This window comes from Streptomyces sp. NPDC037271 (assembly GCF_055603605.1).
In genome coordinates, this window is the sequence record NZ_JBVJVN010000005.1 from 236,861 (window position 1) to 263,193 (window position 26,333).

Consider the following 26,333-nt stretch of genomic DNA (forward strand, 5'->3'; position numbering starts at 1 on the left):
GAGAAGAAGCGGGAACGCCCGTTAGACGACCCGCCCAACCACACACCACGCGGAGCGGGGGGGGAACAGGGGCCCCAAAAACCCAAGGGGGGGCCCCCCCCCCCCCCCCCCCCCCCCCACCGTCGTATGCCGTCGGCCACCGTCGTATGCGGTCGTCGACCACCGTAGTGCGCCCTCGACCACCGTAGTGCGCCCTCGACCGTCGTCGTACGCCGTCGTACGCCGTCGTACGCCGTCAGTCCTTGCGGTGCCTGCCGCCGCGTGCGGAGTCCGCGGCGGACTCCACGGCTTCGCCCTCCCGGGCCTCGCGCTCGGCCTTCTCCCGTTCCGCCTTCTCCTCCTCGGCCTTCTCGGCCGCCTCCATCTCCGCGAACACGTCGATGGGGGCCGGTGCCTTCGCCAGGAACACCCAGGTCAGCCAGACGGCGAGCAGGAACGGCGGGATCTTCAGGATGACCAGGACCCAGCCGAGCTGCTCGGTGTCGGCCCACCAGTACAGCGGGAAGAGGATCGCGCTCTTGCCGAGCAGGATCAGGCCCCAGGCGTAGCTGGCCTTGGTGTACGCCTTCTTGCGGCCCGGGTTGCGGGTGCGCCAGGAGAGGTTCTCCTTGAAGACCGGGCCGAGGATGAGGCCGATCAGCGGCACTCCGGCCAGCGAGGTGACGATGTACGCCATGGCCAGGCCCAGGGTGTAGAGCATGCCCGGCAGATAGAAGTTCTTGGCGTTGTCGGTCATCATCGCGAAGACCACGCCGAAGGCGACGCCGAAGACCCCGCTGAACGCGTGCTTGACGGTGTCCTTCATCACCAGCCGGACCACGACCAGCACCAGCGACACGGCCAGCGCCGCGATCGCCGACATGTGCAGGTCGTTGTTGAGGGTGAAGATGGTGACGAAGAGCAGGCCCGGCAGCACCGTCTCGACCATGCCCCGCACGCCGCCGAACGCCTCGAAGAGCGCGGCCTCCGTCACCGCTCGGGCGTTGTCCGCTTCCGTGTCCTGGGTGTCTTCGGTCGGCTTGTCGAGCGACGTCACCGGCTACTCCCGTCCGAGGGGTCTCAGTTCGTATTTCGGGTTGAAGAGCACCCGGCGGCCCCGGCTCATGGAGATCCGGCCCGATGCGATGAGCTTGCGCCCCGGCTCTATGCCCACGATGGAGCGTCTGCCCAGCCACACCACGTCCAGTGCGGCGGAGCCGTCGAACAGCTCGGCCTCCAGGGCCGGGACGCCCGCGCGCGGTCGCAGGGTGACCGTGCGCAAGGTACCAGTAACCGACACGATCTGCCGGTCCTGGCAGTCGCAGATGCGGGTGCAGCCGGCGGTGTCGGCGTCCTCGCGCAGTTCCTCGGACTCCAGGTCCTCCTGTGACGAGGAGAGCCGGTCGAACATGCGCCGGAACCGGCCCACCGGCTTGTCGGAACGCGGAGCAGCACTCATATCTGAAGCGTACCGGGGCCCGCCGACAGCCAGACACCCTCTCCGGGCCGGTATCGCGAGGCTCACTTCCGGCCCCTCTACCCCCGCTCACTTCTCGAAGCGGTATCCCATGCCCGGCTCGGTGACGAAGTGCCGCGGGTGCGCGGGGTCCGCCTCCAGCTTGCGGCGCAGCTGGGCCATGTAGACGCGCAGGTAGTTCGTCTCCGTCCCGTAGGAGGGCCCCCACACCTCCTGCAACAGCTGCTTCTGGCTGACCAGGCGCCCCGTGTTGCGCACCAGCACCTCGAGCAGATGCCACTCGGTGGGCGTCAGCCGTACGTCCTTCCCGCCCCGGTGCACCTTCTTCGCGGCCAGGTCGACGGTGAACTCGGCGGTGTCCACGACCACACCGTCCTCGCCCCCCGGGACCGGCTCGGCCCGGCGGACGGCGGCCCGCAGCCGGGCCAGCAGTTCGTCCATGCCGAAGGGCTTGGTGACGTAGTCGTCGGCGCCCGCGTCGAGTGCCTCGACCTTCTCGTCGGAGGAGTGCCGGGCGGACAGCACCAGGATCGGCACCCGGGTCCAGCCGCGCATGCCCCTGATCACCTCGACGCCGTCCATGTCGGGCAGACCCAGGTCCAGCACCACGACGTCGGGGTGGCGGGCGGCGGCGAGCTGGAGGGCGGTGGCGCCGTCGTGGGCGGCGTCGACCTCGTAGTGCCGTGCCTTGAGGTTGATCACGAGGGCCCGCACGATCTGCGGTTCGTCGTCGATCACGAGCACCCGGGTCATCGGGCGGCCTGCCTTTCTGGGGTGGCGGAGTGCGCTGCGGCGGAGGGCGCCGTCGCGGAGGGCTCTGCGGCGGAGGGCTCTGCGGCGAGGTGTGATGCCGCCGGTCCGGGTGGGCCCGCCGCGCGGAGGGTGAGCACCATGGTGAGGCCGCCGCCGGGGGTGTCCTCGGCGTTCAGGGTGCCGCCCATCGCCTCGGCGAAGCCCCGGGCGACGGCCAGGCCGAGCCCCACGCCCGCCCCGCGCGGTGCGTCGCCGTAACGCTGGAAGGGCTCGAAGATGCGGTCCTTCGCCTCGTCCGGCACGCCCGGCCCCCGGTCGACGACCCGCACCTCGACGCGGTCCGCGAGGGCGCTGGCGGCGACCAGGACCGTGCGTCCGGCGGGGCTGTACTTGACGGCGTTCTCGACCAGGTTGGCCATCGACCGCTCCAGGAGACCGGCGTCGACGGCGACCATGGGCAGGGTCTCGGGGATGTCCAGCTCGGCGCTCCCCTCGGGCACCCCGCCGAGCGCCATCGGCACGACCTCGTCGACGTCGATCTCCCGGATCAGCGGCGTGACCGTGCCGGTCTGGAGGCGGGACATGTCGAGCAGGTTGCCCACCAGGTGGTCGAGGCGGTCGGCGCCCTCCTCGATGCCCTCCAGGAGTTCCGCCTGGTCCTCCTCGGACCACGCCACGTCGTCGGACCGGAGGCTGGTGACCGCCGCCTTGATCCCGGCGAGCGGTGTACGGAGGTCATGGCTGACGGCGGCGAGCAGCGCCGTGCGGATGCGGTTGCCCTCGGCCAGCGCGCGGGCCCGGTCGGCCTCCTCGCGCAGGCGCCTCCGGTCCAGGACGACCGCGGCCTGGGCGGCGAACGCGGCCAGCACCCGGCGGTCCTCGGCGGGCAGGACGCGGCCGGTCAGCGCGAGGGCCATGTGGTCCCCGACCGGCATGTCCACGTCCGCGTCCTCGGGGCGCCCGACCGGCGGACCCGCCCCGGCCCGGCCGGCGCAGGTCCAGGGCGACACGTCGTCCTCCCGTTCCAGGAGGGCGGCCGACTCCATGCCGAACGTCTCACGGACCCGTTCCAGCAGCGCCTCCAGGCTGGTCTCGCCGCGCAGGACGTTGCCCGCGAGGAAGGAGAGGATCTCGGACTCGGCACGCAGCCGGGCGGCCTGGTGGGTGCGGCGGACCGCGACGTCGACGACCGAGGCCACGGAGAGCGCGACGCCCACGAATATGGCCAGCGCAAGGATGTTCCTCGGGTCGGCGATGGTGATCCGGTTGACCGGCGGCGTGAAGAACCAGTTCAGCAGCAGGGATCCGACCGCGGCCGAGGCCAGCGCCGGATACAGCCCGCCGAGCAGGGCCGCGGCCACGGTCAGCGCCAGGTAGAACAGGACGTCGTTGGCGAGCCCGAGGTGGACGGTGTTGAGCAGCAGCGTCAGCAGCACCGGTCCGCCGAGGCCCGCGAGCCAGCCCCAGACGATCCGGGAGCGGCCGAGCCGCGCGCCCCTGGCCACCGGCAGTCCGCGGCCCTTGGCGACCTCCTCGTGGGTCACGATGTGGACGTCCAGGTCGGGGCCGGACTCGCGGGCGACCGTGGCACCGACGCCGGGGCCGAAGACGTACTGCCACGCCTTGCGGCGCGAGGAGCCGAGGACGATCTGGGTAGCGTTGACACCCCGCGCGAAGTCGAGCAGGGCGGCCGGTATGTCCTCGCCGAGCACGTGGTGGAAGGTGCCGCCGAGGTCCTCCACCAGGGTGCGCTGCACCGCGAGCTCCTTCGGGGAGGCCGAGGTCAGCCCGTCGCTGCGGGCTATGTACACGGCCAGCACCTCACCGCCGGCGCCCTTCTCCGCGAGGCGCGCGGCCCGCCGTATCAGCGTCCGGCCCTCGGGACCGCCGGTCAGTCCGACCACGATGCGCTCGCGCGAGCCCCATATCTTCGAGACGTGGTGCTCACTGCGGTACTGCTGGAGGTACTCGTCGACGCGGTCCGCCACCCACAGCAGGGCCAGCTCCCGCAGGGCGGTGAGGTTTCCGGGGCGGAAGTAGTTGGACAGGGCCGCGTCGACCTTGTCCGGCTGGTAGATGTTGCCGTGGGCCATGCGACGGCGCAGCGCCTGCGGCGACATGTCCACCAGTTCGATCTGGTCCGCGCGCCGCACCACCTCGTCCGGCACGGTCTCCCGCTGCCGTACCCCGGTGATCGACTCGACGACGTCACCGAGTGACTCCAGGTGCTGGATGTTGACGGTCGAGACGACGTCGATGCCGGCGGCCAGCAGCTCCTCGACGTCCTGCCACCGCTTGGCGTTGCGGGTGCCGGGAACGTTGGAGTGGGCCAGCTCGTCCACCAGGGCCACCCGCGGGGCCCGGGCCAGCACCGCGTCCAGGTCCAGCTCCGTGAAGCGCGCGCCGCGGTGCTCCAGCTCCCGGCGCGGCACCTGCTCCAGGCCGTGCAGCAGCACCTCGGTGCGCGACCTGCCGTGGTGCTCCACGAAGGCCACGACACAGTCGGTGCCCCGCTCCGTGCGACGGTGCGCCTCGGACAGCATCGCGTACGTCTTGCCGACGCCCGGCGCCGCGCCGAGATAGATCCGAAGCTTGCCGCGTCCCATGGCCTCATCGTCTTCCGGTCATCGCTGAGTGCGCAGCGTCGACCTTACGGCCAGTAATCCCGGCAAAGCGGGGCAGGGCGCCGGGGGAAGGTGCTCTTTGACGGAACTCTGACGTCCGCGGACGTCACCGCTCGGCCACGCGGACGGCGCTGCTCCACGGCTCGCCCGTCCGTCCGGTCCGTCCGGCGAACCGTTCCGCCCGGCACGGAGGAAGGGCCGCGCCCCGTGCGGGGCGCGGCCCTCCGTGCGGAGTCCTTGCCTATCGGACCTCGGTGATCTCCGGCCCGCGCTGGAGCTGGCCCATGCCGCCGGCGAAGCGGGAGCCCTCCTCCTGCTGGACACCCTCGGGGACCATCTGCGCGTCGTTCGGCAGCTTGAGGACGATCGGGTCGCGGGGGGCCATCGGACCCTCGCCGCGGACCACCACCGTGTCGCGGAAGATCTGCTCCAGCAGACCGGCGGCCTGCGGCTGCACCGCGCCCTGGCCCGAGATCACTCCGCGCAGGAACCAGCGGGGACCGTCCACACCGACAAACCGCACGACCTGGAAGCCGCTCGTGCCGTCCGGCAGCTGCACCGGGACCTGGGCCCGCAGCTCCCAGCCGAGCGGGCCCTCGACCTCGTCGACGATGCCACCCTGCTGGGTGATGCCGGAGCCGATCTCCTCGCGCACCTCGCCCCAGATGCCCTCGCGCTTGGGCGCCGCGAAGCCCTGCAGCTGGATGGCGCTGTCGCGCAGCACGACGGTCGCGGCGACGATCGCGTCGCCCGCGACCTCCACCCGCAGTTCCATGCCGTCGACTCCGGGTACGAACAGGCCGCCCAGGTCCACCCGGCCCTCGGCGGGGTCGCGGACCTCGGTGCTGTCCCAGGGGCCGTCGGGCCGCGGTTCGGGCTCGAGCCGCACCCGCTCGACCCTGTCGTCCGCCTCGGTGTCGACGCTGTCGACGACCTGCTCGGCCTCGCCGGCCGCGCCCTCGGCGGCATCCCTCTTCTTGCGACGTCCGAACACGTCACTGTCCTTCCCGGTCGGATACGACCGAAGCGTATCGATTCCCACCCGTCGGGCCGCCCTCGGCGACCTGACCGCTTGTGCCGCTTGCACGGTCCGTCTCGGCGTGGCCGCCGGTGGACCCGAAGCCCCCCTCGGCCCGCGCCGAGTCGGGAAGTTCCGCGACCTGGCGGAAGCGGACCCTCTCGACCTGCTGGACGACCAGTTGGGCAATCCGGTCGAAGCGCTCGAACCGCACCGTCTCGCGCGGGTCGAGATTCACCACGATCACCTTGATCTCCCCACGGTACCCGGCATCAATCGTCCCCGGGGCATTCACGAGGGCGACACCGCAGCGGGCGGCCAGACCGGAACGTGGGTGCACGAAGGCCGCGTACCCCTCCGGGAGCGCCACAGACACGCCCGTGGGCAGTACGGCCCGCTCACCGGGCTCGAGTTCGCAGGCGACGGTGGTACGCAGGTCGGCTCCCGCGTCGCCGGGCTGCGCGTACGCCGGCAGCGGTACGTCGGGGTCGACGCGGCGGATCAGGACGTCGAGTTCCGGCCTGGGGTCCCTGCTCACGGGTTCACCTCGAAGGCGCGGGTGCGGCGGACCTGGTCCGGGTCGTCCATGGCGGCGCGGATCTCCTCCTCGCGGCCGTGGTCGACGAAGTGATCGATCTTGACCTCGATGAAGAGGGCGTCGGCGCGCACGGCCACGGGTCCCTCGGGGCCGCCGATCCGGCCGGTGGCGGTGGAGTAGATCTTCCGGCCGGCCACGGCGGTCACCTCGGCCTCCAGGTACAGCGTCGTGTCGACGGGCACCGGCCGCAGGAAGTCGGTCTCCAGCCGTCCCGTCACCGCGATCGTACGCAGCAGCCAGTTCAGCGAGCCGAGGGTCTCGTCCAGGGCGCTGGCCAGCACGCCGCCGTGGGCCAGGCCGGGGGCGCCCTGGTGGGCGGGCTGCACGGTGAACTCCGCGGTGATCGACACGCCTTCGCCCGCCCGTGCCTGCAGGTGCAGCCCGTGGGGCTGGTCGCCGCCACAGCCGAAGCACTGCCCGTAGTGCGCGCCGAGCAGTTCGCCGGGGGCGGGCGCGTCGGGGTGCCGTACGGGTTTCACCGCGTCGTCGGGGACCTGAAGACCTGAGGAAGTACCACTCACAAGCGCAGACCTTACCCGCGCGTCGGCCGAACACCGATACCGTGCCAAGCTTGCTTCATGCAGCTCTCCACCGCCCCGTACGAAGAACGCCTCACCGCGCCCCGCTCCTGGTGGCTGGGATCCTTCCTGGTGGGGCTCTCGTTCGCCCTGATCCTGCTGCCCTTCGGCACGCTGCCGATGCTGGGCGGCCTGGCCGGCGGAACGGCGGTGGCGGCGGTGGTGGCCAGTTCGTACGGTGCGGTCCGCATCCGCGTCGTGGGCGACTCACTGATCGCGGGCGAGGCGAAGGTGCCGCTGTCGGCCCTGGGCGAGGCGGAGATCCTCGACCCGGCGGAGGCCCGCGCCTGGCGCACCCACAAGGCCGACACCCGTGCCTTCCTGCTGCTGCGCGCCTACATCCCGAGGGCCGTGCGCGTGGTGGTCACGGACCCGGAGGACCCGACTCCGTACCTGTACCTGTCGACCCGCGAGCCGGAGCGGCTGGTCGAGGCCCTGGCCGCGGCGAAGGCGGCGGCGTAGCGCACGCGCGGGATCAGCGGCCGCCGTCCCGGCCGGGGCGGCGGCCGGACTCGTTCGTGCCGGACTCCTGCGTTCCGGACTCCTGTGTGCCGGACTCCTGTGTGCCGGACTCCTGTGTGCCGGAGTCGTTCGTGCCGGACTCCTTCGTGAGGACGCCCATGTCCAGCGCGTTCTGCGGTCCGTCCAGAGCGGGAAGCTCGCCGAGGGCGCTCCAGGGCACCTGGCGCTTGCGCAGGTCCGCGCGGATTCTGTCGGCCAGCTTTCTGGTGTCGCGGCGGTTCATGACTGCGCCCACGGCGGCGCCGACCATGAACGGCATGAGGTTCGGCAGGTTGCGCACCATCCGCTTCATGATCTGCTGGCGCAGCTGACGCTTCATGTGGCTGTTCATCGCCGAGCCGAGGGTCGACGGCTTGGACACGTCGACGCCGCGCTCGTCCGACCAGGAGTTCAGGTACGCGGTGCTGCGCTGCGCGAGGCTGCCGGGCGGACGCAGACCGTACACCTCGTGCAGCTCGGCGATCAGCTTCAGCTCGATCGCGGCCACGCCGGTGACCTCGGCGGCCAGTTCGGCGGGCATCGCGGGCGGTACGGGCATCATCGCCGCCGCGCCGACTCCCGCCCCGACGGTCGCCGTGCCCTTGGCGGCGCCTGCCACGAGCCGGTCGGCGAGCTCCTCCGGTCCGAGGCCGGGGAACTGCCCGCGGAGCGTCGCCAGGTCCCGTACGGGCACGCGCGGGGCCAGGTCGATGATCCGGTCGGCGAGGTACGCCAGGGCGGCCCTGGCGCGGGTGCCGCCGTTGCGAACGCCCTGTCCGGCCTTGTGCCGGAACGCCGCTGCCCGTCGCCGGGCAGCGGGTGCCGGCGTCTGCGCGGTCGCCGGGAGGTCACCCCGGTCGGCCGCCGGCCCGAGCGAGGCCGTTCCCTTATCGGTCGGGCCCCGCTCGTCGTCACGCGCGCCGTAGGGACCGTCGGACGGTCCTTGGTCCGCTTCCCGCCTGGAGAAGCGGCGCTTCCAGGGAGGGGTCGAGCCAGTCACGGCCGACCCCGCCTCAGTCGCAGTCGCGGCAGATCGGCTGGCCGTTCTTCTCCCGGGCCAGCTGGCTGCGGTGGTGCACCAGGAAGCAGCTCATGCAGGTGAACTCGTCCTGCTGCTTCGGAAGCACACGGACGGCCAGTTCCTCGTTCGAGAGGTCGGCGCCGGGAAGTTCGAGGCCTTCCGCGGCCTCGAACTCGTCGACGTCGACGGCCGAAGCGGACTTGTCGTTCCGCCTCGCCTTCAGCTCTTCGAGACTGTCCGAGTCGACGTCGTCGTCGGTCTTGCGTGGAGTGTCGTAATCGGTTGCCATAGTCGCTCTCCCCCTCTGGGTGTCTGCGGTGTCTCCAGCGCACGTAACGCGTGAGAGGCCGGACTTGTGCCCGACCTGAGGCGGAGATTTTGCCTCACATCAAGGTCTGTTACTCAATCGACACCCAACCGGACTCCTCATGAGTGATCGGCTTGGATGGCGATGGGGACCGTACACGGTCCCAATACCGCACTTCAAAGGCGCCTCACCGTGTACTTCCCGTGATCAGGACCCCTGAAAACCGGGATTTTCCCGGCTTTCCGACAGGGTGCATGATCACCGAGAGTGAATGGCGGGAAAGCCTCCGCTGTGATCGATCACACAGGCGACTCCCGGGTCGCCACCCTGGAAATTCCGCTCAAAGCGAACATCCTCGGAGTTCGGTGAGATGTCGGGGTCATGATCTCAGACGGGAAGTGTCACACGCATCACGAGCCCTCCGCCCTCGCGCGGTTGCGCGTAGATGTGCCCGCCGTGCGCCCGGGCCACCGACCGCGCGATGGACAGGCCGAGGCCCACGCCCTTGTCGCTGCCCGTGCGCTCGGTGCGCAGCCGCCGGAACGGCTCGAAGAGGTTGTCGACCTCGTACGCCGGTACGACCGGGCCCGTGTTGGTGACCACCAGGACCGCCTGGCCGCTCTCGACCGCGGTGGTGACCTCCACCCAGCCCTGTTCGGCCACGTTGTAACGCACCGCGTTCTGTACGAGGTTCAGGGCGATCCGCTCCAGCAGGACGCCGTTGCCCTGGACCACCGCGGGCTCGCGCGTACCGCGGATCTCCACGCCCTTGGCCTCCGCCTCGGCGTGCACCTGGTCCACGGCCTGGCCGGCCACCTCGGCGAGGTCCACCGGTTTGCGTTCGACGATCTGGTTGTCGCTGCGAGCGAGCAGCAGCAGGCCCTCCACGAGCTGCTCGCTGCGTTCGTTGGTGGCCAGGAGCGTCTTGCCGAGCTGCTGGAGCTCTACCGGGGCGTTCGGATCGGACAGGTGCACTTCCAGGAGGGTGCGGTTGATCGCCAACGGCGTGCGCAGCTCGTGGGAGGCGTTGCCGACGAAGCGCTGCTGGGCGGTGAAGGCCCGTTGCAGCCGCTCCAGCATGTCGTCGAAGGTGTCCGCCAGCTCCTTCAGCTCGTCGTCCGGGCCGTCCAGCTCGATCCGCCGGGAGAGGTCGGAGCCCGCCACCGCGCGCGCGGTGCGGGTGATCCGGCCCAGCGGCGACAGGACGCGGCCGGCCATGGCGTAGCCGAAGGCGAAGGCGATCACGGCGAGGCCGAGCAGCGCCAGCAGCGAGCGGCTGAGCAGCCTGTCCAGGGCGACCTGGCGCTGGTGGTCGATGCAGTCGCTGATCGCGGCGTTGAACTGCGACAGCGACAGGTTGCCGTTGGTGATCCCCGGACAGTCGTTGCTGGTCACCCGGAGACCCTCGAAATCGACGATCTTGTACAGCGGCTGGTTGCCGGTGCGCACCGCCTGGGCGGCGAGCAGGTAGATGATCGACAGCAGCAGGATGCCGGCGATCAGGAACATGCCGCCGTACAGCAGCGTGAGCCGTATCCGGATGGTGGGACGCAGCCAGGGCAGCGGGGTGGCCGACCGCGGGTCCCAGGTGGGCTTCGGAGGCGCCCCGGGGGGCGCGGGTGTCGTCGCCACGGTCGATCAGATCCGGTAGCCGGAGCCGGGGACCGTGACGATGACGGGCGGCTCGCCCAGCTTGCGGCGCAGGGTCATGACGGTCACGCGCACGACGTTGGTGAACGGGTCGGTGTTCTCGTCCCAGGCCTTCTCCAGCAACTGCTCCGCCGAGACGACCGCGCCCTCGCTGCGCATGAGCACCTCCAGCACCGCGAACTCCTTCGGCGCGAGCTGCACCTCCTTGCCGTCGCGGAAGACCTCGCGGCGGTTCGGGTCGAGCTTGATCCCGGCGCGCTCCAGGACGGGCGGCAGAGGCACGCTGGTACGCCGGCCCAGGGCACGCACACGCGCGATGAGCTCACTGAACGCGAAGGGCTTGGGCAGATAGTCGTCGGCGCCGATCTCCAGGCCCTCGACCCGGTCGCTGACGTCACCGGAGGCCGTGAGCATCAGCACGCGTGTGGGCATGCCCAGCTCGACGATCTTGCGGCACACGTCGTCCCCGTGCACGAGCGGGAGGTCGCGGTCGAGGACGACCACGTCGTAGTCGTTGACGCCGATGCGCTCCAGGGCGGCCGCACCGTCGTACACGACGTCGACGGCCATGGCCTCCCGGCGCAGTCCGGTGGCCACCGCATCGGCGAGCAGTTGCTCGTCCTCGACGACGAGTACGCGCACGTCGCTTGTCCTTCCTGTGTCCACCCGCGTAGCGCTTCTCGGCGCACGAGGGCAGGGGGCTGGCGGGTGTGTTGCCTCCATCCTGCCCTTTTCGGCCATAAGTCGGCTGTAAGGCGGGTGAGGGGCCCGGTGGCGAGCGCCGAGCGCCCCGTCGGACGGGACTGCGGGGAAGGCGGCGGGGAGCGGGAATGCGAGATTTTCTCGCGCGGTTGAGGTTTCCGCGAAGGGGAGCTGGGGGAGGACGGCTTTACACCCCGCGATCACGCTCTGCCTGTACCGCGTTACCGCGCGGTACGCCGCGGTCCGCTTCCGCAGAGCGGGCGTGGGTGTCCGGCACCGTCGCTGCCCGGCCGGGCAGCGCTGGGCACTCCACCGGAGACGTGATCGCCCCTTCCGAACGGCACACCCCCGTGCCAACGACCCACGACCCAGGACGAGGGGGCGCAGCATGGACGCTTTCACCGCAGGACTTCTGCAGCGCATAAAGACGACCGAGTCCGACCTGTCCCGCGCCCGCGACGAGGGGGACGAGTTCCTCGTCGAGGTGGAGTTGGGAGAGCTCGACGACCTGCGCCGTCTCGCCGCCGAGCACGGTGTGGAGGTCGGCGCGACCGGCGTCTGACCGGCCCGTGAGCGACGAGGCCCCGGCGGGATCGCCGGGGCCTCGTCGTGCGTGTCGCCGTCCGGCCACGAGCCGCACGGCCGCCGGGCCGTGCGAACCGCGTGTGGACAGCCCCTCGGGCAGCACCATGGCCCGTGGGGCCGGCGGGCGCAGCCGCGGGCCGTCACGCTGCGCCAACGCCCCACCGCCGCGGAGGCACCGCCCTGGGCAGGCGGGGGTGGAGGCCGAGGGTGGAAGCACAGTGGCACCCCGTCGGCACGGGACAGCCTCCCCCGGGCGGCCACGCACCGTTGCCCCCTTGCCTCGTTGCCCCCACCCGGGAAATAACAGGGCCGGCCCGTGTGCGGTCCGGCGTCCGGCGGTGCTCCCGACGTCGGCATCGGGCAGCGCGAAGGCTGCGGCCCGACCGCACGTCACCGGGGTTCACGAGCACCGGGCCGTGATACGACCGGCACCCGGCGGGCCACTCCTGGACCGTGCCGACCGGATACTCCGCCGCGACGGCGGCCACCACCCGCCGGCGGATCGCCCGGGACGTCAGCCGCCGCCTGCCCCCGTGCCGGCCGACCACACTGGCAGCCGGCGCCGGCGCATCTCGGTGGATCGCGCCGCGTGCGCGAGAGCCGGCACGCCCCCGCGGCGCCGGCCCTGCGCCGTCGCCTCCCGGGCACCGGTCCGCCGACCGGATGCCTACGCGCCGAAGTCCGTCAGGATCCGCTGGAGGGGCTCGAAGACCTCCGGGGTGGCCGCGATCGTCAGGTCGCCGGTCGGGCGCTCACCGGGGCGTCCACCGGTCACCGCGCCCGCCTCCCGGGCGATCAGGTCCCCGGCCGCGAGGTCCCACGGGTGCAGCCCGCGCTCGTAGTAGCCGTCGAGGCGGCCGGCGGCCACGTCGCACAGGTCGATCGCGGCGGAGCCGCCGCGCCGGATGTCGCGCACCAGCGGGATCAGCCGCCGCGCGATCTCGGCCTGCTCGGCGCGGACGTCGGCGACGTAGTTGAAGCCGGTGGAGACCAGGGCCTGGTCCAGCGGGGCCGCGGGGCGGCAGGCGAGCCTGCGTTCGCCGTCCCAGGCACCCGTGGCCCAGGCGCCGCCGCCCAGCACCGCGTGGTACGCCTCGCCCCGCATCGGGGCGACGACCACCCCGGCCACCCGCTCGCCGTCCTGCTCCGCGGCGATGGACACCGCCCAGGTGGGCAGTCCGTACAGGTAGTTGACCGTGCCGTCGAGCGGGTCGATGACCCAGCGGACGCCGCTCGTGCCCTCGGTCGCGGAGCCCTCCTCGCCGAGGAGGCCGTCGTCGGGGCGGCGGTCGGCGATCAGGCCGGTGATCAGCTTCTCCGCCGCGATGTCCATCTCGGTGACCACGTCGATCGGGCTGGACTTGGTCGCGGCGACCGCGAGGTCGGCCGGGCGGCCGTCGCGCAGCAGCTCGCCCGCGCGGTGAGCGGCCTCCTGGGCGATCTTCAGCAGCTCGGCGTGGAGGGGGTCGGGCGTCACGGCGGTCACGGGGCTCCTCACGCGTAGGGACTGTCGGCGCCCGCGGCGGCGGGGCGGGGGGCACGGGCGGGGCAGCAGCCGACCGGACACAGGTTGTGGCTCGCGCCGAGCGCGCCGAGGGCGCACGGGGCGACCTCCTGTCCGCGCTCGTCCCCGGCCCGCTCCAGGACGAGGTCGCGGACCGCGGCGGCGAACCGCGGGTCGGCGCCGACGGTGGCCGAACGGCGCACCGGCAGCCCGAGCTCCCCGGCCTTGGCCGTGGCCTCCGTGTCGAGGTCGTACAGGACCTCCATGTGGTCGGAGACGAAGCCGATGGGGGCCATCACCACGGCGGGGGCGCCGGCCGCGTGGCGCTCCTCCAGGTGGTCGCAGATGTCGGGCTCCAGCCACGGGATGTGCGGGGCGCCGGACCGGGACTGGTAGACGAGCTGCCAGGGGTGGTCGACGCCGGTGCGCTCGCGGACGGCGTCGGCGATCACCTGCGCCACGTCCAGGTGCTGGCGTACGTACGCCCCGCCGTCGCCGTGCTCCTCGACCGGGCCGGAGGTGTCCGCGGCGGAGTCGGGGATCGAGTGGGTGCAGAAGGCGATGTGGGCGCCGTCCCGCACCTCCTCGGGCAGCTCGGCGAGGGACCGGACGACCCCGTCGACCATGGGCTCCACGAAGCCCGGGTGGTTGAAGTAGTGCCGCAGCTTGTCGATCTTCGGCAGCTCCAGGCCCTCGGCCTCCAGCGCGGCGAGCGCGTCCGCGAGGTTCTCGCGGTACTGGCGGCAGCCCGAGTACGAGGCGTAGGCGCTGGTGGCGAGGACGAGGATGCGGCGGCGTCCGTCGCGGACCATCTCGCGCAGGGTGTCCGTCAGGTACGGCGCCCAGTTGCGGTTGCCCCAGTAGACCGGCAGGTCCAGGCCGTGCTCGGCGAAGTCCTCGCGGAGGGCGGCCAGCAGGGCGCGATTCTGGTCGTTGATGGGGCTGACCCCGCCGAAGAGGAAGTAGTGCTGGCCGACTTCCTTCAGGCGTTCCTTGGGGATGCCGCGCCCGCGCGTCACGTTCTCCAGGAACGGGACCACGTCGTCCGGCCCTTCGGGGCCGCCGAACGAGAGCAGGAGCAGGGCGTCGTAGGGGCTGGCATCGAGCACGTCTGGCATGTCTCGATCCTGCCACCCGGCACTGACAGCGGGAAAACGGCGGGGTGCCGACGGTGCGTTCCGCCAGGTCCGCGGGGCTGTTTCCGGGCGTTGTGACGAGTAAGCTGTATCGACTGCGTTCGGACCTTACTGAGTCGTCCGAGTCGTTACTGAGCCGCTCCCGGAGACCTCGTTGCCCAGCCCCTACCGCGCCCTGTTCGCCGCCCCCGGCTCCAAGAGCTTCTCCACCGCGGGCTTCCTCGGCCGGATGCCGCTGTCGATGATGGGCATCGGCGTGGTGACGATGATCTCGCAGCTGACCGGGCGGTACGGGCTGGCCGGCGCCCTGTCGGCCACCATCGCGCTCGCCGCCGCCGTGGCCGGACCGCAGGTCTCCCGCCTGGTGGACCGGTACGGCCAGCGGCGGGTGCTGCGGCCGGCGACCCTCGTGTCGCTCACCGCGGCGGCCGTGCTGCTGCCGGCCGCGCACTACGGATGGCCGGACTGGGTGCTGTTCGTCGCCTGCGCCGGCGTCGGCTGCGTGCCGAGCCTCGGTGCGATGGTCCGGGCCCGGTGGGCGGCCCTGTACCGGGGCACACCGCAGCTGCACACCGCGTACTCCTTCGAGTCCGTGGTGGACGAGATCTGCTTCATCTTCGGGCCGATCATCTCCATCGGCCTGTCCACCGCCTGGTTCCCGGAGGCCGGTCCGCTGCTCGCCGCCTGCTTCCTGGCGACGGGCGTCTTCTGGCTGACCGCCCAGCGCGCCACCGAGCCGGAGCCGCATCCTCGCGAGCACAAGGGCGGCGGCACCGCCCTGCGCTCCCGGGGGCTCCAGGTCCTGGTCGGGACGTTCGCGGCGACGGGGACGATCTTCGGGGCCATCGATGTCGTCACCGTGGCCTTCGCCGAGGAGGAGGGGCACAAGGCCGCCGCCAGCCTGGTCCTCGCCCTGTACGCGGCGGGGTCGTGCACGGCGGCCATGATCTTCGGGCTGATGCGCTTCGCCGGGCCGCCGGAACGCCGCTGGCTGCTGGGTGTCTGCGCGATGGCCGTGAGTATGATCCCCCTCCTACTGGTCGGAAACCTGCTGTTTCTGGCCGCGGCGCTGTTCGTTGCGGGTCTGTCCATCGCTCCCACGATGATCACGACGATGTCCCTCATCGAAGAGCACGTACCACGCACGCAGCTCACCGAGGGCATGACTTGGGTGAGCACCGGCCTCGCGGTCGGGATCGCACTCGGCTCCTCCGCGGGCGGCTGGGTGATCGACGCCTCCGGGGCGCGTGCCGGGTACGCGGTTCCGGCGGTGGCCGGGGCCGTCGCGGCCGCGGTCGGTTTCCTCGGGTACCGCCGGCTCAAGCGGCCGGCTCCGCGTCGGGGAGGGACCGTTGGGCAGCACACGCACGGCGAGCGGGATGGCGAGCGGGAAGAACGGCACATGGCGTAACTGGGGCGGCAACGTCTCCGCGCGCCCCGCGCGGGAGGTCACCCCCGCCTCCGTCGACGAACTGGCCGAGGCCGTTCGCAGGGCGGCCGAGGACGGACTGCGGGTCAAGGCCGTCGGCACCGGGCACTCCTTCACGTCGATAGCCGCGACGGACGGCGTGCTGATACGCCCTCAGCTGCTGACCGGCATCCGCGCCATCGACCGCGCCGCCATGACGGTCACGGTCGAAGCGGGCACACCGCTGAAGAGGCTCAACCTGGCCCTCGCGCGCGAGGGCCTGTCGTTGACGAACATGGGCGACATCATGGAGCAGACCGTCGCCGGGGCCACCAGTACCGGCACCCACGGCACGGGCCGTGACTCGGCCTCGATCGCCGCCCAGATCCGGGGCCTGGAGATGGTCACGGCGGACGGCTCGGTGCTGACCTGCTCCGAGCGGGAGAACCCCGACGTCTTCGCCGCGGCCCGGATCGGCCTGGGCGCGCTGGGCGTCGTCACCGCGATCACCTTCGCCGTGGAAACCGTCTTCCTGCTCGCCGCCCGCGAGGAACCGATGCGGTTCGACCGGGTTCTCGCCGACTTCGACGAACTGTGGACCGAGAACGAGCACTTCGAGTTCTACTGGTTCCCGCACACCGGCAGCACCAACACCAAGCGCAACAACCGCAGCGCCGGCCCCGAACGACCGGTGGGGCGGCTCCGGGGCTGGCTGGAGGACGAGTTCCTGTCCAACGGTGTCTTCCAGGCGGCCAACTGGGTCGGCCGCGCGGCGCCCGCCGCCGTCCCCGCGATCGCCCGGATCTCCAGCAGGGCACTGTCCGCGCGGACGTACACGGACACTTCCTACAAGGTCTTCACATCTCCGCGCCGGGTGCGCTTCCTGGAGATGGAGTACGCCGTTCCGCGCGAGGCCGTCGTCCCTGCGCTGCGCGAGCTGAGGGCGATGGTCGACCGGTCACGGCTGCGGATCAGCTTCCCGGTCGAGGTGCGCACGGCCCCGGCCGACGACATCACGCTGTCCACGGCTTCGGACCGCGACAGCGCGTACATCGCCGTCCACATGTTCCGGGGCACGCCCTACCAGGCGTACTTCACCGCCGCCGAGCGCATCTTCACGGCGCACGAGGGGCGACCGCACTGGGGCAAGATCCACACCCGGGACGCCGAGTACTTCTCCCGGGTGTATCCGCGCTTCGGCGAGTTCACGGCGCTGCGGGACCGCCTCGACCCGGATCGTCTGTTCCGGAACGACTACTTGCGCCGGGTTCTGGGGCCGTAGCCGAGACGTCGGGGGCCGGGCTCGCGGCGTCGCCGGAGCCCTCCCCGGTGGCGTCCGGGGTGGGCGTCGGGCTGGACGCCGTACCCCCGTCCTCCCCGGAGCCGCTGCCCGGCGACGCGCCGCCGTCGGTGCCGTCGGTGCCACTCGGAGTACCGGACGGGGTGGCCGTCGGGGCGTCGCCGCCGGAGCCCGAGTTCCCCGAGTCACCCGGTCCACCGGAGTCCTGGGAGTCCTGGGAATTGCCGGAATCGTCCGACTTGTTCTCATCCGCCGCGGACTTGCCGTGCCCGGAGAGGGCACTGCCGACGGTGGTGCTGTGGCCGCCCCCCAGACTCTCGCCGGAGGCGACCTCGTACGCGGTGATCCCGGCCATGGTGACGCCGAAGACGAGGGCCGCGGCGACCAACGGGCGCTTCCAGCCCCTGGTCCGTGCGCGGTAGACGGTGCCTGCGGTGAACTCGCCCGGGACCGCCGCCCCTCGCCCGTCCGCACCCCCGGCGCCGAGGGGGCGCTTCACCCGGAGCTGCTCGCCGGTGCGCTTGAAGAAGTGCTGGAGGACCGAGCCGCCGCAGGTGGCGATGACGCTGATCAGGCCGGCCCCGAGGATCGTGCCGTACACGCCGAAGGAGGAGGCGAGTTTGGCGGCCACCACCGCCGCCAGGGCGCTGCCCGCGACCTGGGGCACACTCAGGTCGATTCGCTTGGACTTCACCTCCGCGCGCACATCCGCCTCGTCTGCATCATCGGGCTTTTCACGCATCCCCGGACCTTGCCTGTCTTTCCCGTACGTGATCGATCAACTGCACGAGAAAGGGACGTGTCGCCGAAACCATTAGTTCCGTTTCTGGTGATTCCGTGAAGTACGCCACGCCCAAGACCGAGGAAACCGCACCGGGAGCGCCCGGGCGCACCTCTTGCCGGAAGTCGAGCGGCGCGCCAATCCACGCAGGTGGTCCGAATGGAGTACTGTTGCGAACCCTGGGCCCGGTCTCCCGACAGGGGGCTCCGGACCTTGAAGGACCGCCGGGAGGGGGCTGGTTGCGCAGGGTGACAGAATCGGTCACTCACCGTTGTAAATGGGTAACCGTGCCATAACGGCGATCCAGGGCCCGTGCCCGACACGCCGGGCAACTCGGCAAGGTTGTGGCAGGCTGCACCCGGGCAGGTCACACTCGACAGAGCGGAAGCAGCGACGCACGTGACGTCGGCAGGCACCACCCGGGAGGTCCCCATGCCCGAACTGCGTGTCGTGGCCGTCTCGAATGACGGCACACGGCTGGTGCTGAAGGCTGCGGACAGCACGGAGTACACGCTTCCGATCGACGAGCGGCTCCGGGCCGCCGTACGCGGCGACCGTCCCCGCCTCGGCCAGATCGAGATCGAGGTGGAGAGTCATCTCCGCCCCCGCGACATCCAGGCGCGTATACGTGCCGGCGCGACCGCGGAAGAGGTCGCCCAGATGGCCGGCATCCCCGTCGACCGCGTACGGCGCTTCGAGGGCCCCGTGCTGGCCGAGCGCGCCTTCATGGCGGAGCGGGCCCGCAAGACCCCCGTCCGCCGCCCCGGCGAGAACTCCGGGCCGCCCCTCGGCGAGGCCGTCCAGGAGCGGCTGGTGCTGCGCGGCGCCGACAAGGACACCGTCCAGTGGGACTCCTGGCGCCGCGACGACGGCACCTGGGAAGTCCTGCTGGTCTACCTGGTCGCGGGCGAACCGCACTCGGCGAGCTGGACGTACGACCCGCCCCGGCGGCTCGTCCAGGCCGTCGACGAGGAGGCGCGCGCGCTGATCGGCGAGTCCGACGACCTCGCCGCGCCCGAGCCCAGCTTCCCCTTCGTCCCGCGCATCGCCCGGCTGCCGCGCGACCGGCCGCTGGACCGCTCCCTCGACCGGGAGCAGCGGGAGCGGCCGAGCCTGCCCCCACCGCCGTCCGAGCCGGCCGAGGAGACCGCGGTCACCGCCTCGGCCGAACGCGAACGCGACTCGCTCACCAGCCTGCTGGAGGCGGTACCGAGCTTCCGGGGCGACCTGGTGGTACCCGAGCGCGCTCCGGATCCGGTGGACGAGCCCGTCGAGGAGCCCGAGGTGGAGGAGCCTCCGGCTTCCGCGGCGTCGGCCGGTTCCGCCTACGCCGACGTGCTCATGCCGCGCTCCGTGGCCAGCCACCGCGACCGCCTCACCGGCTCCACCGACCGCCAGGCCGAGGCCGACGGCGTCCGCCCGGGCCGCCGGGCGGCGGTCCCCAGCTGGGACGAGATCGTGTTCGGGACGCGGCGGAAGAAGCAGGAGTAGGCAGCGTTCGACGCGTGAGAGGGGACCGCGCCCCTGCGGCTGCGGTCCCCTCTCGTGCGCCGGGCCTGCTGGAGGCTGTTCTACTGCGGGTCCGGTCCCACCGCGACCGGCCGGTCCGGATCCGACGACCACTCCGACCACGAACCCACATAGAGCGCCGCCGGAATGCCCGCCACCGCCAGCGCCAGCACCTCATGGGCGGCCGACACGCCCGAGCCGCAGTACACGCCGATCTCACCGCCCTCCCCGGCCCCCAAGGACTCGAAGCGCGCCCGGAGTTCCCCGGCCGGCAGGAAGCGGCCGTCCGCCGCCACGTTGTCCGTCGTCGGCGCGGACACGGCGCCCGGGATGTGACCGCCTACCGGATCGATCGGCTCCACCTCGCCCCGGTACCGCTCCCCCGCGCGGGCGTCGAGCAGCAGCCCGGACCGGGCCAGCGCGGCGGCGCCGTCCGCGTCGAGCATCCCCGCCGCGCCCGGTTCCGGCGTGAAGTCGCCCTCCACCGGAGCGGGGACGTCCGTCGAGAGCTCCGCCTCCCAGGCCGGCAACCCGCCGTCGAGGACCCGCACGTTCGGGTGACCCGTCCAGCGCAGCAGCCACCACGCGCGAGCCGCCGCCCACCCCTGCCCGCCGTCGTACACGACGACCGGCCGGCCGGACGACACGCCGGCCCGGCGCATCACCGCACCGAACTCCGCCACGTCGGGCAGCGGATGCCGGCCACGCCCGCCGGGCGCGGAGGCGAGTTCCCTGTCCAGGTCGACGAAGACGGCACCGGGAAGATGCCCGGCCGCGTACGCGGCCCGCCCGTCGAACGGCGCGGCGCCGGCCGCCCCGGCCGTGCTCAGCTGCCAGCGGACGTCGAGCAGGACCGGCGGGTTCACGCCCGCCAGTTCGGTCACGAGTTCGGGTACGGAAATGATGGCGTTCATGGCTCCATCCTGGCGTACCGAGTGGCCGCCGCGTCGATGTCGGGCTACTCTGCCCGCCGTACAGTACCGATCACGAGGCGTACGGGTTCGGGCACATGCTGTACCACCCGAGCAGCCGGGCCGTCCCCACGGGCGCGCCCGAAGCACGCGGCGCGGGTCCGGTGCCGGCACCGGCGCGAAGGTCTGTCAGACCGGTATCCGTCAGAGCGGAAGCGGACGCACGGCCCGCGGAGGGCCGAGAAGAGAGTGACGATGACCGACGCACGGGAGTCGACCGGCCGGGACGACGAGACGAACGCCCGGCACGCGCCCGGCACACCCTGCTGGGTGAGTCTGATGGTGCACGGGCCGGCCGCGACCCGGGAGTTCTACGGCGCACTGTTCGACTGGGAATTCCAGCCGGGGCCACAGCAGTTGGGCCCTTACGCGCGGGCCCTGCTCGACGGTCGCGAGGTAGCGGGTATCGGCCAGCTGCCCCCGGACCGGCACCTGCCCCTCGCCTGGACTCCCTACTTCGCCTCCGACGACGTCAACCGGACGGCCGAAACGGTACGCCTGTGCGGCGGCACGATCGGTGTGGGCCCGCTCGACGCGGGCGCGGCCGGCCGTCTGGCCATCTGTTCCGACCCCTCGGGCGCCGTCTTCGGCATCTGGCAGGCGGCGGCGCACCTCGGCACCGCCGTCACGGGCGTGCCCGGCACACCGGCGTGGAACGAGCTGATGACCTTCGAGTCGACGAGCGTCGCCAAGTTCTACGAGACCGTGTTCGGCTTCGAGTTGGCGCCGGAGGTCTCCGCCGACTTCGACTACGTGACCCTGCGCCTCGACGGACGCCCCGTCGCCGGCATCCACGGCCTCGGCACCGCCCTGCCCCGCGACCGGGGGCCGCACTGGCTGACGTACTTCGAAGTGGACGACGCGGAGGAGTCCCTGGAGCGCCTCACCGATCTGGGCGGCCATGCCGTCAAGCCCGTCCAGGACACTCCCCACGGCCGGGTGGCGATGGTGGCGGATCCGGAGGGGGCGCGGTTCGCGCTCCTGGAGGCCGGGCACCCGGCCCACTGAGAAACATGTCGCCAGGGAGTTCCCGCGAGGTACTCCGCCATGCTGGGCCGCAACCGACCTGCCATCGACCAAAGCACACCCGGGGCGCAGAGCCGGCCCGCCTCGGCATGGGCACCATGGTTGAGAGACGAGGTGAACCGTTGACCTGCCCTGCCGCAACCGTCGACCTCTCGTCGAGGACGGTGTGCAACCTAGGTGTATCGCCCTGTGAGGTTGGGGACCCGCCTCACCGAGGCAGCGGTCCAACTCGGCGACCGGGACGACGCCTTCAGAGCGGAGTGTCTGACGGTCGTACGGCAGTCGAAGCCGCCCTGCCGTTCCCTCGCTCCGAGACGTTCATCGGCGGGCCTCGGGCGAGCGCCACTACCCCGAGGCGAAGTCGCCGAGGATCCGGCGACGGTGAACGGGTGGTCGGCTCCCAGGCCGCCTTCCAGTCTGGCCACAACGTCCGTCATGATCTCGACGGCTGTCTCGACATGGCCCTGGGCGGCCCGGGGCTGGGACAAGAACTGCTGGGTCGAGAGCGCGATCGGGTGGTCGGCCCGTCGAACTGGACGACACCATCGGGATCACCGATGCCCGCGAGACCTCGCACGTCAGAAAGGACCAGCCTGTTCCTGACGTGGTGATCCTCGGGGGCATCGCCAGGTGCGAGGTGCTCTATGACGATGATGGAATGCGGCGGGAGCCAAACGCTGCACCGATCGAGCACTAATCCGCGAGACCTCGGCAGCTTCGGCGCGCTGTACGAGCGAGGGGACGATTTCCACGACTTCTTCGACCGGGAGATCGGTCGGCTCGCTCCACCGGCAGTCGCCTACTGAGTCGGCACCGTCCGTTGGTGCGAGCTCCTGGACGACTGCTTCGTACATTCCCTGTTACGGTCAAAGCTTGTCGACGGTCGGGCCGACGCTCGCTGAAAAGTCGGTGGTTCCCGGACTCCCCGACGGCTCGGAGTGCTCTCGCCAGAGAACGACAAGTGATGGCAGCTTTCGCAGAGGGCACATGCGGTCACCGACTGTCCCCAAGTAGTCTTGCCCAGGCCAAACCGGATTTCCCAAGACGGTCGTGGCACCACGCAGCAGCCCGGCAGCACGTCGTCCCCCTCCCCCGTTGGCCAGCTCGACAGCCCCGGCCTCACCGGTCTTCCCGGAGCGGCGGGCGGTGATCCACTCGAGTTCCCGGGCGCTGTGTCCATCGGACAGGGGGACAGGGGGACAGGGTGAGCGAGAGAGCAGCGTCAAGGGGCGGAACCCCTCCAGCGGCGGCAGATGTGCCACTCGATAACGACCGGCTCCGACTGCAGTACATCCCTTGGGGGGATTCGATCGGTGCGACGGTCTTGGGCCCGCTCAGTGAAGCGCAGCACTTCTTCTATGACAGCCCAGAGTGCTCCGAACGGATCCCGGTGCCCGCGGCACGCCAGCAGCCCGTGCCGCCGGCTCACGGCAGTGATACCCGGAGCAAGTTGCCCTGCGGCATCTACGTCTTCGAGTCGCGAGCCGACCAGATGCTCGTCGGGTTCGCGCTGAGCAAGGGTGCAGCCGCCGGTGTTCCCCAGTTGAAGCGCCTCCGTGACATCGACGACGGTCACTTGCTTCACCAGGCCCTCCTCCAGTACAGGGACTGGCGCGCCACTGTCTCCGAAGAGGTCATCCCCGCGTTCGGACGCGGCGACCTCGTCCGTCTCGCGGGCAGGCGAGAGGCGTTCACAGTGATCAAGGTGACGCCGACGCGGGACGGCGGCGTCCAGTACCGGTTGCAGGACGCGGCGGGCGGTCGTCGTATGGCGTTCGAGGAGGACCTCGAGGCGCTTCCGCCCAGTGCGGAGGAGCCCGAGGACTGGATACTCCGGCCGCCCGCTCCCGCCGACCGGACCGCGCTCGCGCTCACCCTCGCAAAGCTGAGCACGCCGCTCACGGACGTCGTGTACTCGTACCAGTCGAGCCGCACGGTGTTCCGGCCCTACCAGTTCCGGCCCGTGCTCAAGCTGATGAATTCCGACCGCCAGCGATTGCTGATCGCGGACGAGGTCGGCCTGGGGAAAACCATCGAAGCCGGGCTGATCTGGAACGAGCTGGAGCAGCGTACCCACCTGCGGCGCTCCTCGGGGCGGCGCGGCGGCACGCACTTTCGGGGACTCGTCGTGTGTCCCGCCGCACTCGTCACCAAGTGGCAGAACGAGATGCGCGACCGCTTCGACCGGCAGCTGCGCGTCCTCGACAAGGAGGGTATGGCGGAGTTGGTGGAGCTGTTCCGCAGCGGGGACACCAGCGAGCCGTTCGCGGGAGTGGTGTCCCTGGAGCGGCTCCGGCGGGCCGGGCAGCTCGATGAGCTTGCCGAACTCCAGCCCCGGTTCGACCTCGTGATCGTGGACGAGGCGCACTACCTGCGCAACGCGAGCAGTCGGAGCCACGCCGCGGCGGCCCTGCTCGCCGACTGGGCGGACGCCCTGATCTTCCTCTCCGCCACTCCGCTCAACCTCGGCAACCAGGACCTCTACAACCTCGTTCACCTTCTCGACGAGGCGTCCTTCCCGGAACCCAAGGTTTTCGAGAACCAGCTCGAGCCGAACCGTCACCTGAACGCGGTGGCCGTGGGTCTCGCCGAGGGTGCCGCGGACACCCCGGACGGCGCCCGGTCCCTGCACTCCCGCCTCATGCGCGTCCCGACCTCCGCGCACGGCAGGATCACCGCCCGACGACCGGAGTTCGGGCGCCTCCGGGAGCTTTTGCGTACTGGCGCGCCACTCTCCCCCCAGCAACGCGCCGAGGCACGACGGTGCATCGCCGAACTCAACGCCCTCGCGGGTGTCGTCAATCGTACGCGCAAGGCCGACACCCCTGACGGCAAGGCCCTGCGTGAGGCCGAGGACGTCTCGGTCACGTGGACCTCCCAGGAGCGTGCCTTCTACGACGACCTGCACGCGTGGTGTCTCGAGCGTGCCGCCCGCAGCGGCACGGCCGCCGGCTTCGCCGCGCAGATGTGGCTGCGGCAGGCGGCCAGCTGCATCCCGGCCATGCAACAGCGGCTGCGGGAGCGCTTCTCGCCTCGGCCGGCCGAGGCGGAGGCCGCCGAGGAACTCCTCTATGACTCGGAGGTCGTCGACGACTCCGAGGACACCCCGAACGGCAGCCGTGCGAGATCGGCCGCCTCGCCCGAGAGTCTCGCCCGCGAGCTGGCGGAGCAGGCCGACGATCTCTCGACGCTGCACTCCCTACTACGGGAACTCCCCGTCGACACCAAGTTCGAGCGATTCGCGGACATGCTACGCGGTGCCCGCGCCAAGGGCATGCGGCAGGCGATGGTCTTCTCCTTCTTCACCCGCACCCTGGAGTACCTGGCGGAGAGGCTGACGCCGGAGTTCAAGGTCCGGGTCATGCACGGGAAGACCCCACCGGTCGAGCGGGAACGCATCATGAAGGACTTCCGTGCCGGCGCGTTCGACCTGCTGCTGGTGAGCGAGGTGGGCAGCGAGGGCCTGGACTTCGAGTTCTGCAACGTCCTGGTCAACTACGACCTGCCCTGGAACCCCATGCGGGTCGAGCAGCGCATCGGACGTCTCGATCGGTTCGGCCAGCAGCACGAGAAGATCTTCGTCTTCAACATGCAGGTCCCCGGCACCATCGAGACCGACATCTTCCAGCGCCTCTACGCACGTATCGGCGTCTTCCAGGACTCCATCGGAGAACTCGAACCAATTCTGCGCGGACGTCTCAAGGAGTTGCGCCGGATCGTCCTGGACCCGCATCTCAGCGCAGAGCAGCGGCAGCGTCAGGTCGACCGGATCGCGGTCGCGCGGGTGGACCGGGAGAAGGACCTGGAGAGCCTGAACGACGCCCAGGCACTCCTTACCGGCCTGGACGGTCTGCTCATCGAGGGCTTCGACGAGAACAGTCCGGGCAAGGGACGCTATTTGGGTCCCAAGGAGATCCGCGGCCTCGTCGAGTGCTTCCTCACGGACAGCGGGTACGGTCTGCTGCGCGAGGTCCCCCACGAGGACGACCTGGTGGACATATCAGGCAGCGGCGACCTGCTCCGGACGATGTACGCGGCGATGGACGCGGGCGCCTTTCCCCAGCCCCGCGGCGATCTACTGGCCCGCCTCAAGAGCGGTGCCCCGATGCGCGCCTGTTTCACCGCGAGCAGCTCGTCGACGAGCGGGGTTCCGTTGCTCAGCGTCCGCCATCCGCTGGTGCGCACCGCCCAGTGGTGGTACGGCCAACGCTCTGAGATGCTCCAGCGCTACGGGCGGGTACGGCTGCCCGGCCTGCCGCCCGGCTCCCGCTATCTGGTGGAGGTCCGGCTGGCACGCGCGGACGGCACCCGTTCGCGCCGGGAGCTGTGGACCACCGCGGTCGACATCGGAACGATGCGCGAGGTACCCGAGGTCGGGACCGCGCTGCTGACCTCCCTCGCCCGCGGCGAACTCGCCGGTGCCGACGAACCGTTGCCCGTGAGCATCGACGCGTTGCTCACTGACGCACTGGAGGAGGTGCAGGCCCTCGCGGCCCTCCAGGAGCGTACGACCAAGCGGCTCTACGAGGCTGAGAACACGCGGCTCGCCGAAGGACGGCGTGCGACGGTGAGCGACACCTTCCACGTGAAGATCACGCGGGCCCGTCGGCTCGCCCTCCAGGTGGATCACCCCTCCATCCGCCGCCTCCACGAGAGCCGGGTGACACATCTGGAGACTCGGCGGGACGCCCTCCTGGCACAGATGGAAGGGGAATCCCGCTTCAGTCTGTCCACCGAGACGGTCGCCCTCGTGCTGGTAGAAGGAGACTGACCGGAGGCTGGCCACCGGCCGGGGGGGGGGGGGGGGGGGGGGGGGAGGGGGGGGGAGAGGGGGGGGGGGGGGGAGGGGGGGGGGAGAGGGGGGGGGGGGGGGGGGGGGGGGGGGGAGGGGGTGGGGGGGGGGGT

General features: G+C 71.4%; 22 protein-coding genes. 7 read left to right on the forward strand and 15 right to left on the reverse strand.

Features of this window, described 5'->3' with window-relative positions; all coding sequences use genetic code 11:
• Positions 1–235: 235 nt before the first annotated feature.
• The 7 genes from ACZ7G3_RS12745 to ACZ7G3_RS12775 all read right to left on the reverse strand — a co-directional run bounded on the left by ACZ7G3_RS12745 (position 236) and on the right by ACZ7G3_RS12775 (position 6,970).
• Entirely contained in the window at positions 236–1,036 is an 801-nt protein-coding gene (locus ACZ7G3_RS12745; protein ID WP_470925249.1) for a DUF3159 domain-containing protein, read from the reverse strand.
• Between the two features lie 3 nt (positions 1,037–1,039).
• A complete protein-coding gene (locus ACZ7G3_RS12750) occupies positions 1,040–1,438 on the reverse strand; it encodes an OB-fold nucleic acid binding domain-containing protein (protein WP_073731801.1) in 399 nt (132 codons plus the stop codon).
• Positions 1,439–1,525: 87 nt separating this feature from the next.
• The gene (locus tag ACZ7G3_RS12755; RefSeq protein ID WP_426597903.1) at positions 1,526–2,209 is read right to left on the reverse strand and encodes a response regulator; all 684 of its coding nucleotides are present in this window, start codon (positions 2,207–2,209) and stop codon (positions 1,526–1,528) included.
• A complete protein-coding gene (locus ACZ7G3_RS12760) occupies positions 2,206–4,815 on the reverse strand; it encodes an ATP-binding protein (protein ID WP_470925251.1) in 2,610 nt (869 codons plus the stop codon). Before ACZ7G3_RS12760 ends, ACZ7G3_RS12755 begins: the two co-directional genes overlap by 4 nt.
• Positions 4,816–5,074: 259 nt before the next feature.
• Positions 5,075–5,827 carry a DUF3710 domain-containing protein gene (locus ACZ7G3_RS12765; protein ID WP_426597901.1) on the reverse strand — a complete coding sequence of 251 codons (753 nt, stop codon included), beginning with the start codon at positions 5,825–5,827 and terminating at the stop codon, positions 5,075–5,077.
• Position 5,828: 1 nt separating this feature from the next.
• Complete coding sequence (gene dut / locus ACZ7G3_RS12770) at positions 5,829–6,389, reverse strand: dUTP diphosphatase (RefSeq protein ID WP_426597900.1); 561 nt, start codon at positions 6,387–6,389, stop codon at positions 5,829–5,831.
• Complete coding sequence (locus tag ACZ7G3_RS12775; RefSeq protein ID WP_470925253.1) at positions 6,386–6,970, reverse strand: PaaI family thioesterase; 585 nt, start codon at positions 6,968–6,970, stop codon at positions 6,386–6,388. The genes dut and ACZ7G3_RS12775 overlap by 4 nt, the downstream gene beginning before the upstream one ends.
• 57 nt (positions 6,971–7,027) lie before the next feature.
• On the opposite strand from ACZ7G3_RS12775, the gene ACZ7G3_RS12780 reads away from it, so the two are divergent.
• Positions 7,028–7,489, forward strand: coding sequence for a DUF3093 domain-containing protein (locus ACZ7G3_RS12780; protein WP_426597898.1), 462 nt, complete (start codon positions 7,028–7,030; stop codon positions 7,487–7,489).
• 13 nt (positions 7,490–7,502) lie between these two features.
• Here the strand turns inward: ACZ7G3_RS12780 and ACZ7G3_RS12785 are convergent, their stop codons facing one another.
• The 4 genes from ACZ7G3_RS12785 to ACZ7G3_RS12800 form a co-directional block, all read right to left on the reverse strand.
• Entirely contained in the window at positions 7,503–8,528 is a 1,026-nt protein-coding gene (locus tag ACZ7G3_RS12785) for a hypothetical protein (protein ID WP_470925255.1), read from the reverse strand.
• A gap of 13 nt (positions 8,529–8,541) precedes the next feature.
• Positions 8,542–8,838, reverse strand: a complete 297-nt coding sequence (locus tag ACZ7G3_RS12790) for a DUF4193 domain-containing protein (RefSeq protein ID WP_003993510.1) — start codon at positions 8,836–8,838, stop codon at positions 8,542–8,544.
• Between the two features lie 405 nt (positions 8,839–9,243).
• Positions 9,244–10,488, reverse strand: a complete 1,245-nt coding sequence (locus ACZ7G3_RS12795; RefSeq protein ID WP_470925257.1) for a sensor histidine kinase — start codon at positions 10,486–10,488, stop codon at positions 9,244–9,246.
• Between the two features lie 6 nt (positions 10,489–10,494).
• Positions 10,495–11,148 (reverse strand): response regulator transcription factor, encoded by a 654-nt coding sequence (locus ACZ7G3_RS12800; RefSeq protein WP_003993508.1) that lies wholly within the window; start codon positions 11,146–11,148, stop codon positions 10,495–10,497.
• 448 nt (positions 11,149–11,596) lie between these two features.
• Here ACZ7G3_RS12800 and ACZ7G3_RS12805 point away from each other — a divergent pair, with 448 nt between their 5' ends.
• Positions 11,597–11,770 carry a hypothetical protein gene (locus tag ACZ7G3_RS12805; protein WP_167392522.1) on the forward strand — a complete coding sequence of 58 codons (174 nt, stop codon included), beginning with the start codon at positions 11,597–11,599 and terminating at the stop codon, positions 11,768–11,770.
• 690 nt (positions 11,771–12,460) lie between these two features.
• Here ACZ7G3_RS12805 and ACZ7G3_RS12810 read toward each other — a convergent pair.
• Both ACZ7G3_RS12810 and ACZ7G3_RS12815 read right to left on the reverse strand, forming a co-directional pair.
• Entirely contained in the window at positions 12,461–13,279 is an 819-nt protein-coding gene (locus ACZ7G3_RS12810) for an inositol monophosphatase family protein (RefSeq protein WP_470925259.1), read from the reverse strand.
• A gap of 8 nt (positions 13,280–13,287) precedes the next feature.
• Positions 13,288–14,415, reverse strand: a complete 1,128-nt coding sequence (locus tag ACZ7G3_RS12815) for a ferrochelatase (RefSeq protein WP_470925261.1) — start codon at positions 14,413–14,415, stop codon at positions 13,288–13,290.
• Positions 14,416–14,587: 172 nt separating this feature from the next.
• Between ACZ7G3_RS12815 and ACZ7G3_RS12820 the strand changes: the two genes are divergently transcribed.
• Together ACZ7G3_RS12820 and ACZ7G3_RS12825 are read left to right on the forward strand one after the other, a co-directional pair.
• Positions 14,588–15,844, forward strand: a complete 1,257-nt coding sequence (locus tag ACZ7G3_RS12820; RefSeq protein WP_426597893.1) for an MFS transporter — start codon at positions 14,588–14,590, stop codon at positions 15,842–15,844.
• Positions 15,813–17,123 carry a D-arabinono-1,4-lactone oxidase gene (locus ACZ7G3_RS12825; RefSeq protein ID WP_470925430.1) on the forward strand — a complete coding sequence of 437 codons (1,311 nt, stop codon included), beginning with the start codon at positions 15,813–15,815 and terminating at the stop codon, positions 17,121–17,123. Before ACZ7G3_RS12820 ends, ACZ7G3_RS12825 begins: the two co-directional genes overlap by 32 nt.
• On the opposite strand, the gene ACZ7G3_RS12830 is transcribed toward ACZ7G3_RS12825, so the two are convergent.
• Positions 17,047–17,883: a hypothetical protein gene (locus tag ACZ7G3_RS12830; RefSeq protein WP_470925263.1), complete on the reverse strand. Its 837-nt coding sequence runs from the start codon at positions 17,881–17,883 to the stop codon at positions 17,047–17,049. The two genes, ACZ7G3_RS12825 and ACZ7G3_RS12830, sit on opposite strands and share 77 nt — an antisense overlap.
• A 471-nt stretch (positions 17,884–18,354) precedes the next feature.
• On the opposite strand from ACZ7G3_RS12830, the gene sepH reads away from it, so the two are divergent.
• Positions 18,355–19,413, forward strand: a complete 1,059-nt coding sequence (gene sepH, locus ACZ7G3_RS12835) for a septation protein SepH (RefSeq protein WP_470925265.1) — start codon at positions 18,355–18,357, stop codon at positions 19,411–19,413.
• Between the two features lie 80 nt (positions 19,414–19,493).
• On the opposite strand, the gene ACZ7G3_RS12840 is transcribed toward sepH, so the two are convergent.
• Positions 19,494–20,345, reverse strand: coding sequence for a sulfurtransferase (locus tag ACZ7G3_RS12840; RefSeq protein WP_470925267.1), 852 nt, complete (start codon positions 20,343–20,345; stop codon positions 19,494–19,496).
• Positions 20,346–20,597: 252 nt separating this feature from the next.
• On the opposite strand from ACZ7G3_RS12840, the gene ACZ7G3_RS12845 reads away from it, so the two are divergent.
• Positions 20,598–21,410 (forward strand): VOC family protein, encoded by an 813-nt coding sequence (locus tag ACZ7G3_RS12845; protein WP_470925269.1) that lies wholly within the window; start codon positions 20,598–20,600, stop codon positions 21,408–21,410.
• A 1,468-nt stretch (positions 21,411–22,878) separates the two neighbouring features.
• Positions 22,879–26,199, forward strand: coding sequence for a DEAD/DEAH box helicase (locus ACZ7G3_RS12850; protein WP_470925270.1), 3,321 nt, complete (start codon positions 22,879–22,881; stop codon positions 26,197–26,199).
• The last annotated feature ends 134 nt before the right edge of the window (positions 26,200–26,333 follow it).

Bases quoted from the DNA above. Each gene is read 5' to 3' on its own strand.
- ACZ7G3_RS12750 (WP_073731801.1), bottom strand. From the start codon at position 1,438: ATGAGTGCTGCTCCGCGTTCCGACAAGCCGGTGGGCCGGTTCCGGCGC.
- ACZ7G3_RS12755 (WP_426597903.1), bottom strand. From the start codon at position 2,209: ATGACCCGGGTGCTCGTGATCGACGACGAACCGCAGATCGTGCGGGCC.
- ACZ7G3_RS12760 (WP_470925251.1), bottom strand. From the start codon at position 4,815: ATGGGACGCGGCAAGCTTCGGATCTATCTCGGCGCGGCGCCGGGCGTC.
- ACZ7G3_RS12780 (WP_426597898.1), top strand. From the start codon at position 7,028: ATGCAGCTCTCCACCGCCCCGTACGAAGAACGCCTCACCGCGCCCCGC.
- ACZ7G3_RS12790 (WP_003993510.1), bottom strand. From the start codon at position 8,838: ATGGCAACCGATTACGACACTCCACGCAAGACCGACGACGACGTCGAC.
- ACZ7G3_RS12805 (WP_167392522.1), top strand. From the start codon at position 11,597: ATGGACGCTTTCACCGCAGGACTTCTGCAGCGCATAAAGACGACCGAG.
- ACZ7G3_RS12815 (WP_470925261.1), bottom strand. From the start codon at position 14,415: ATGCCAGACGTGCTCGATGCCAGCCCCTACGACGCCCTGCTCCTGCTC.
- ACZ7G3_RS12825 (WP_470925430.1), top strand. From the start codon at position 15,813: ATGGCGAGCGGGAAGAACGGCACATGGCGTAACTGGGGCGGCAACGTC.
- ACZ7G3_RS12830 (WP_470925263.1), bottom strand. From the start codon at position 17,883: ATGCGTGAAAAGCCCGATGATGCAGACGAGGCGGATGTGCGCGCGGAG.
- sepH (WP_470925265.1), top strand. From the start codon at position 18,355: ATGCCCGAACTGCGTGTCGTGGCCGTCTCGAATGACGGCACACGGCTG.
- ACZ7G3_RS12840 (WP_470925267.1), bottom strand. From the start codon at position 20,345: ATGAACGCCATCATTTCCGTACCCGAACTCGTGACCGAACTGGCGGGC.
- ACZ7G3_RS12845 (WP_470925269.1), top strand. From the start codon at position 20,598: ATGACCGACGCACGGGAGTCGACCGGCCGGGACGACGAGACGAACGCC.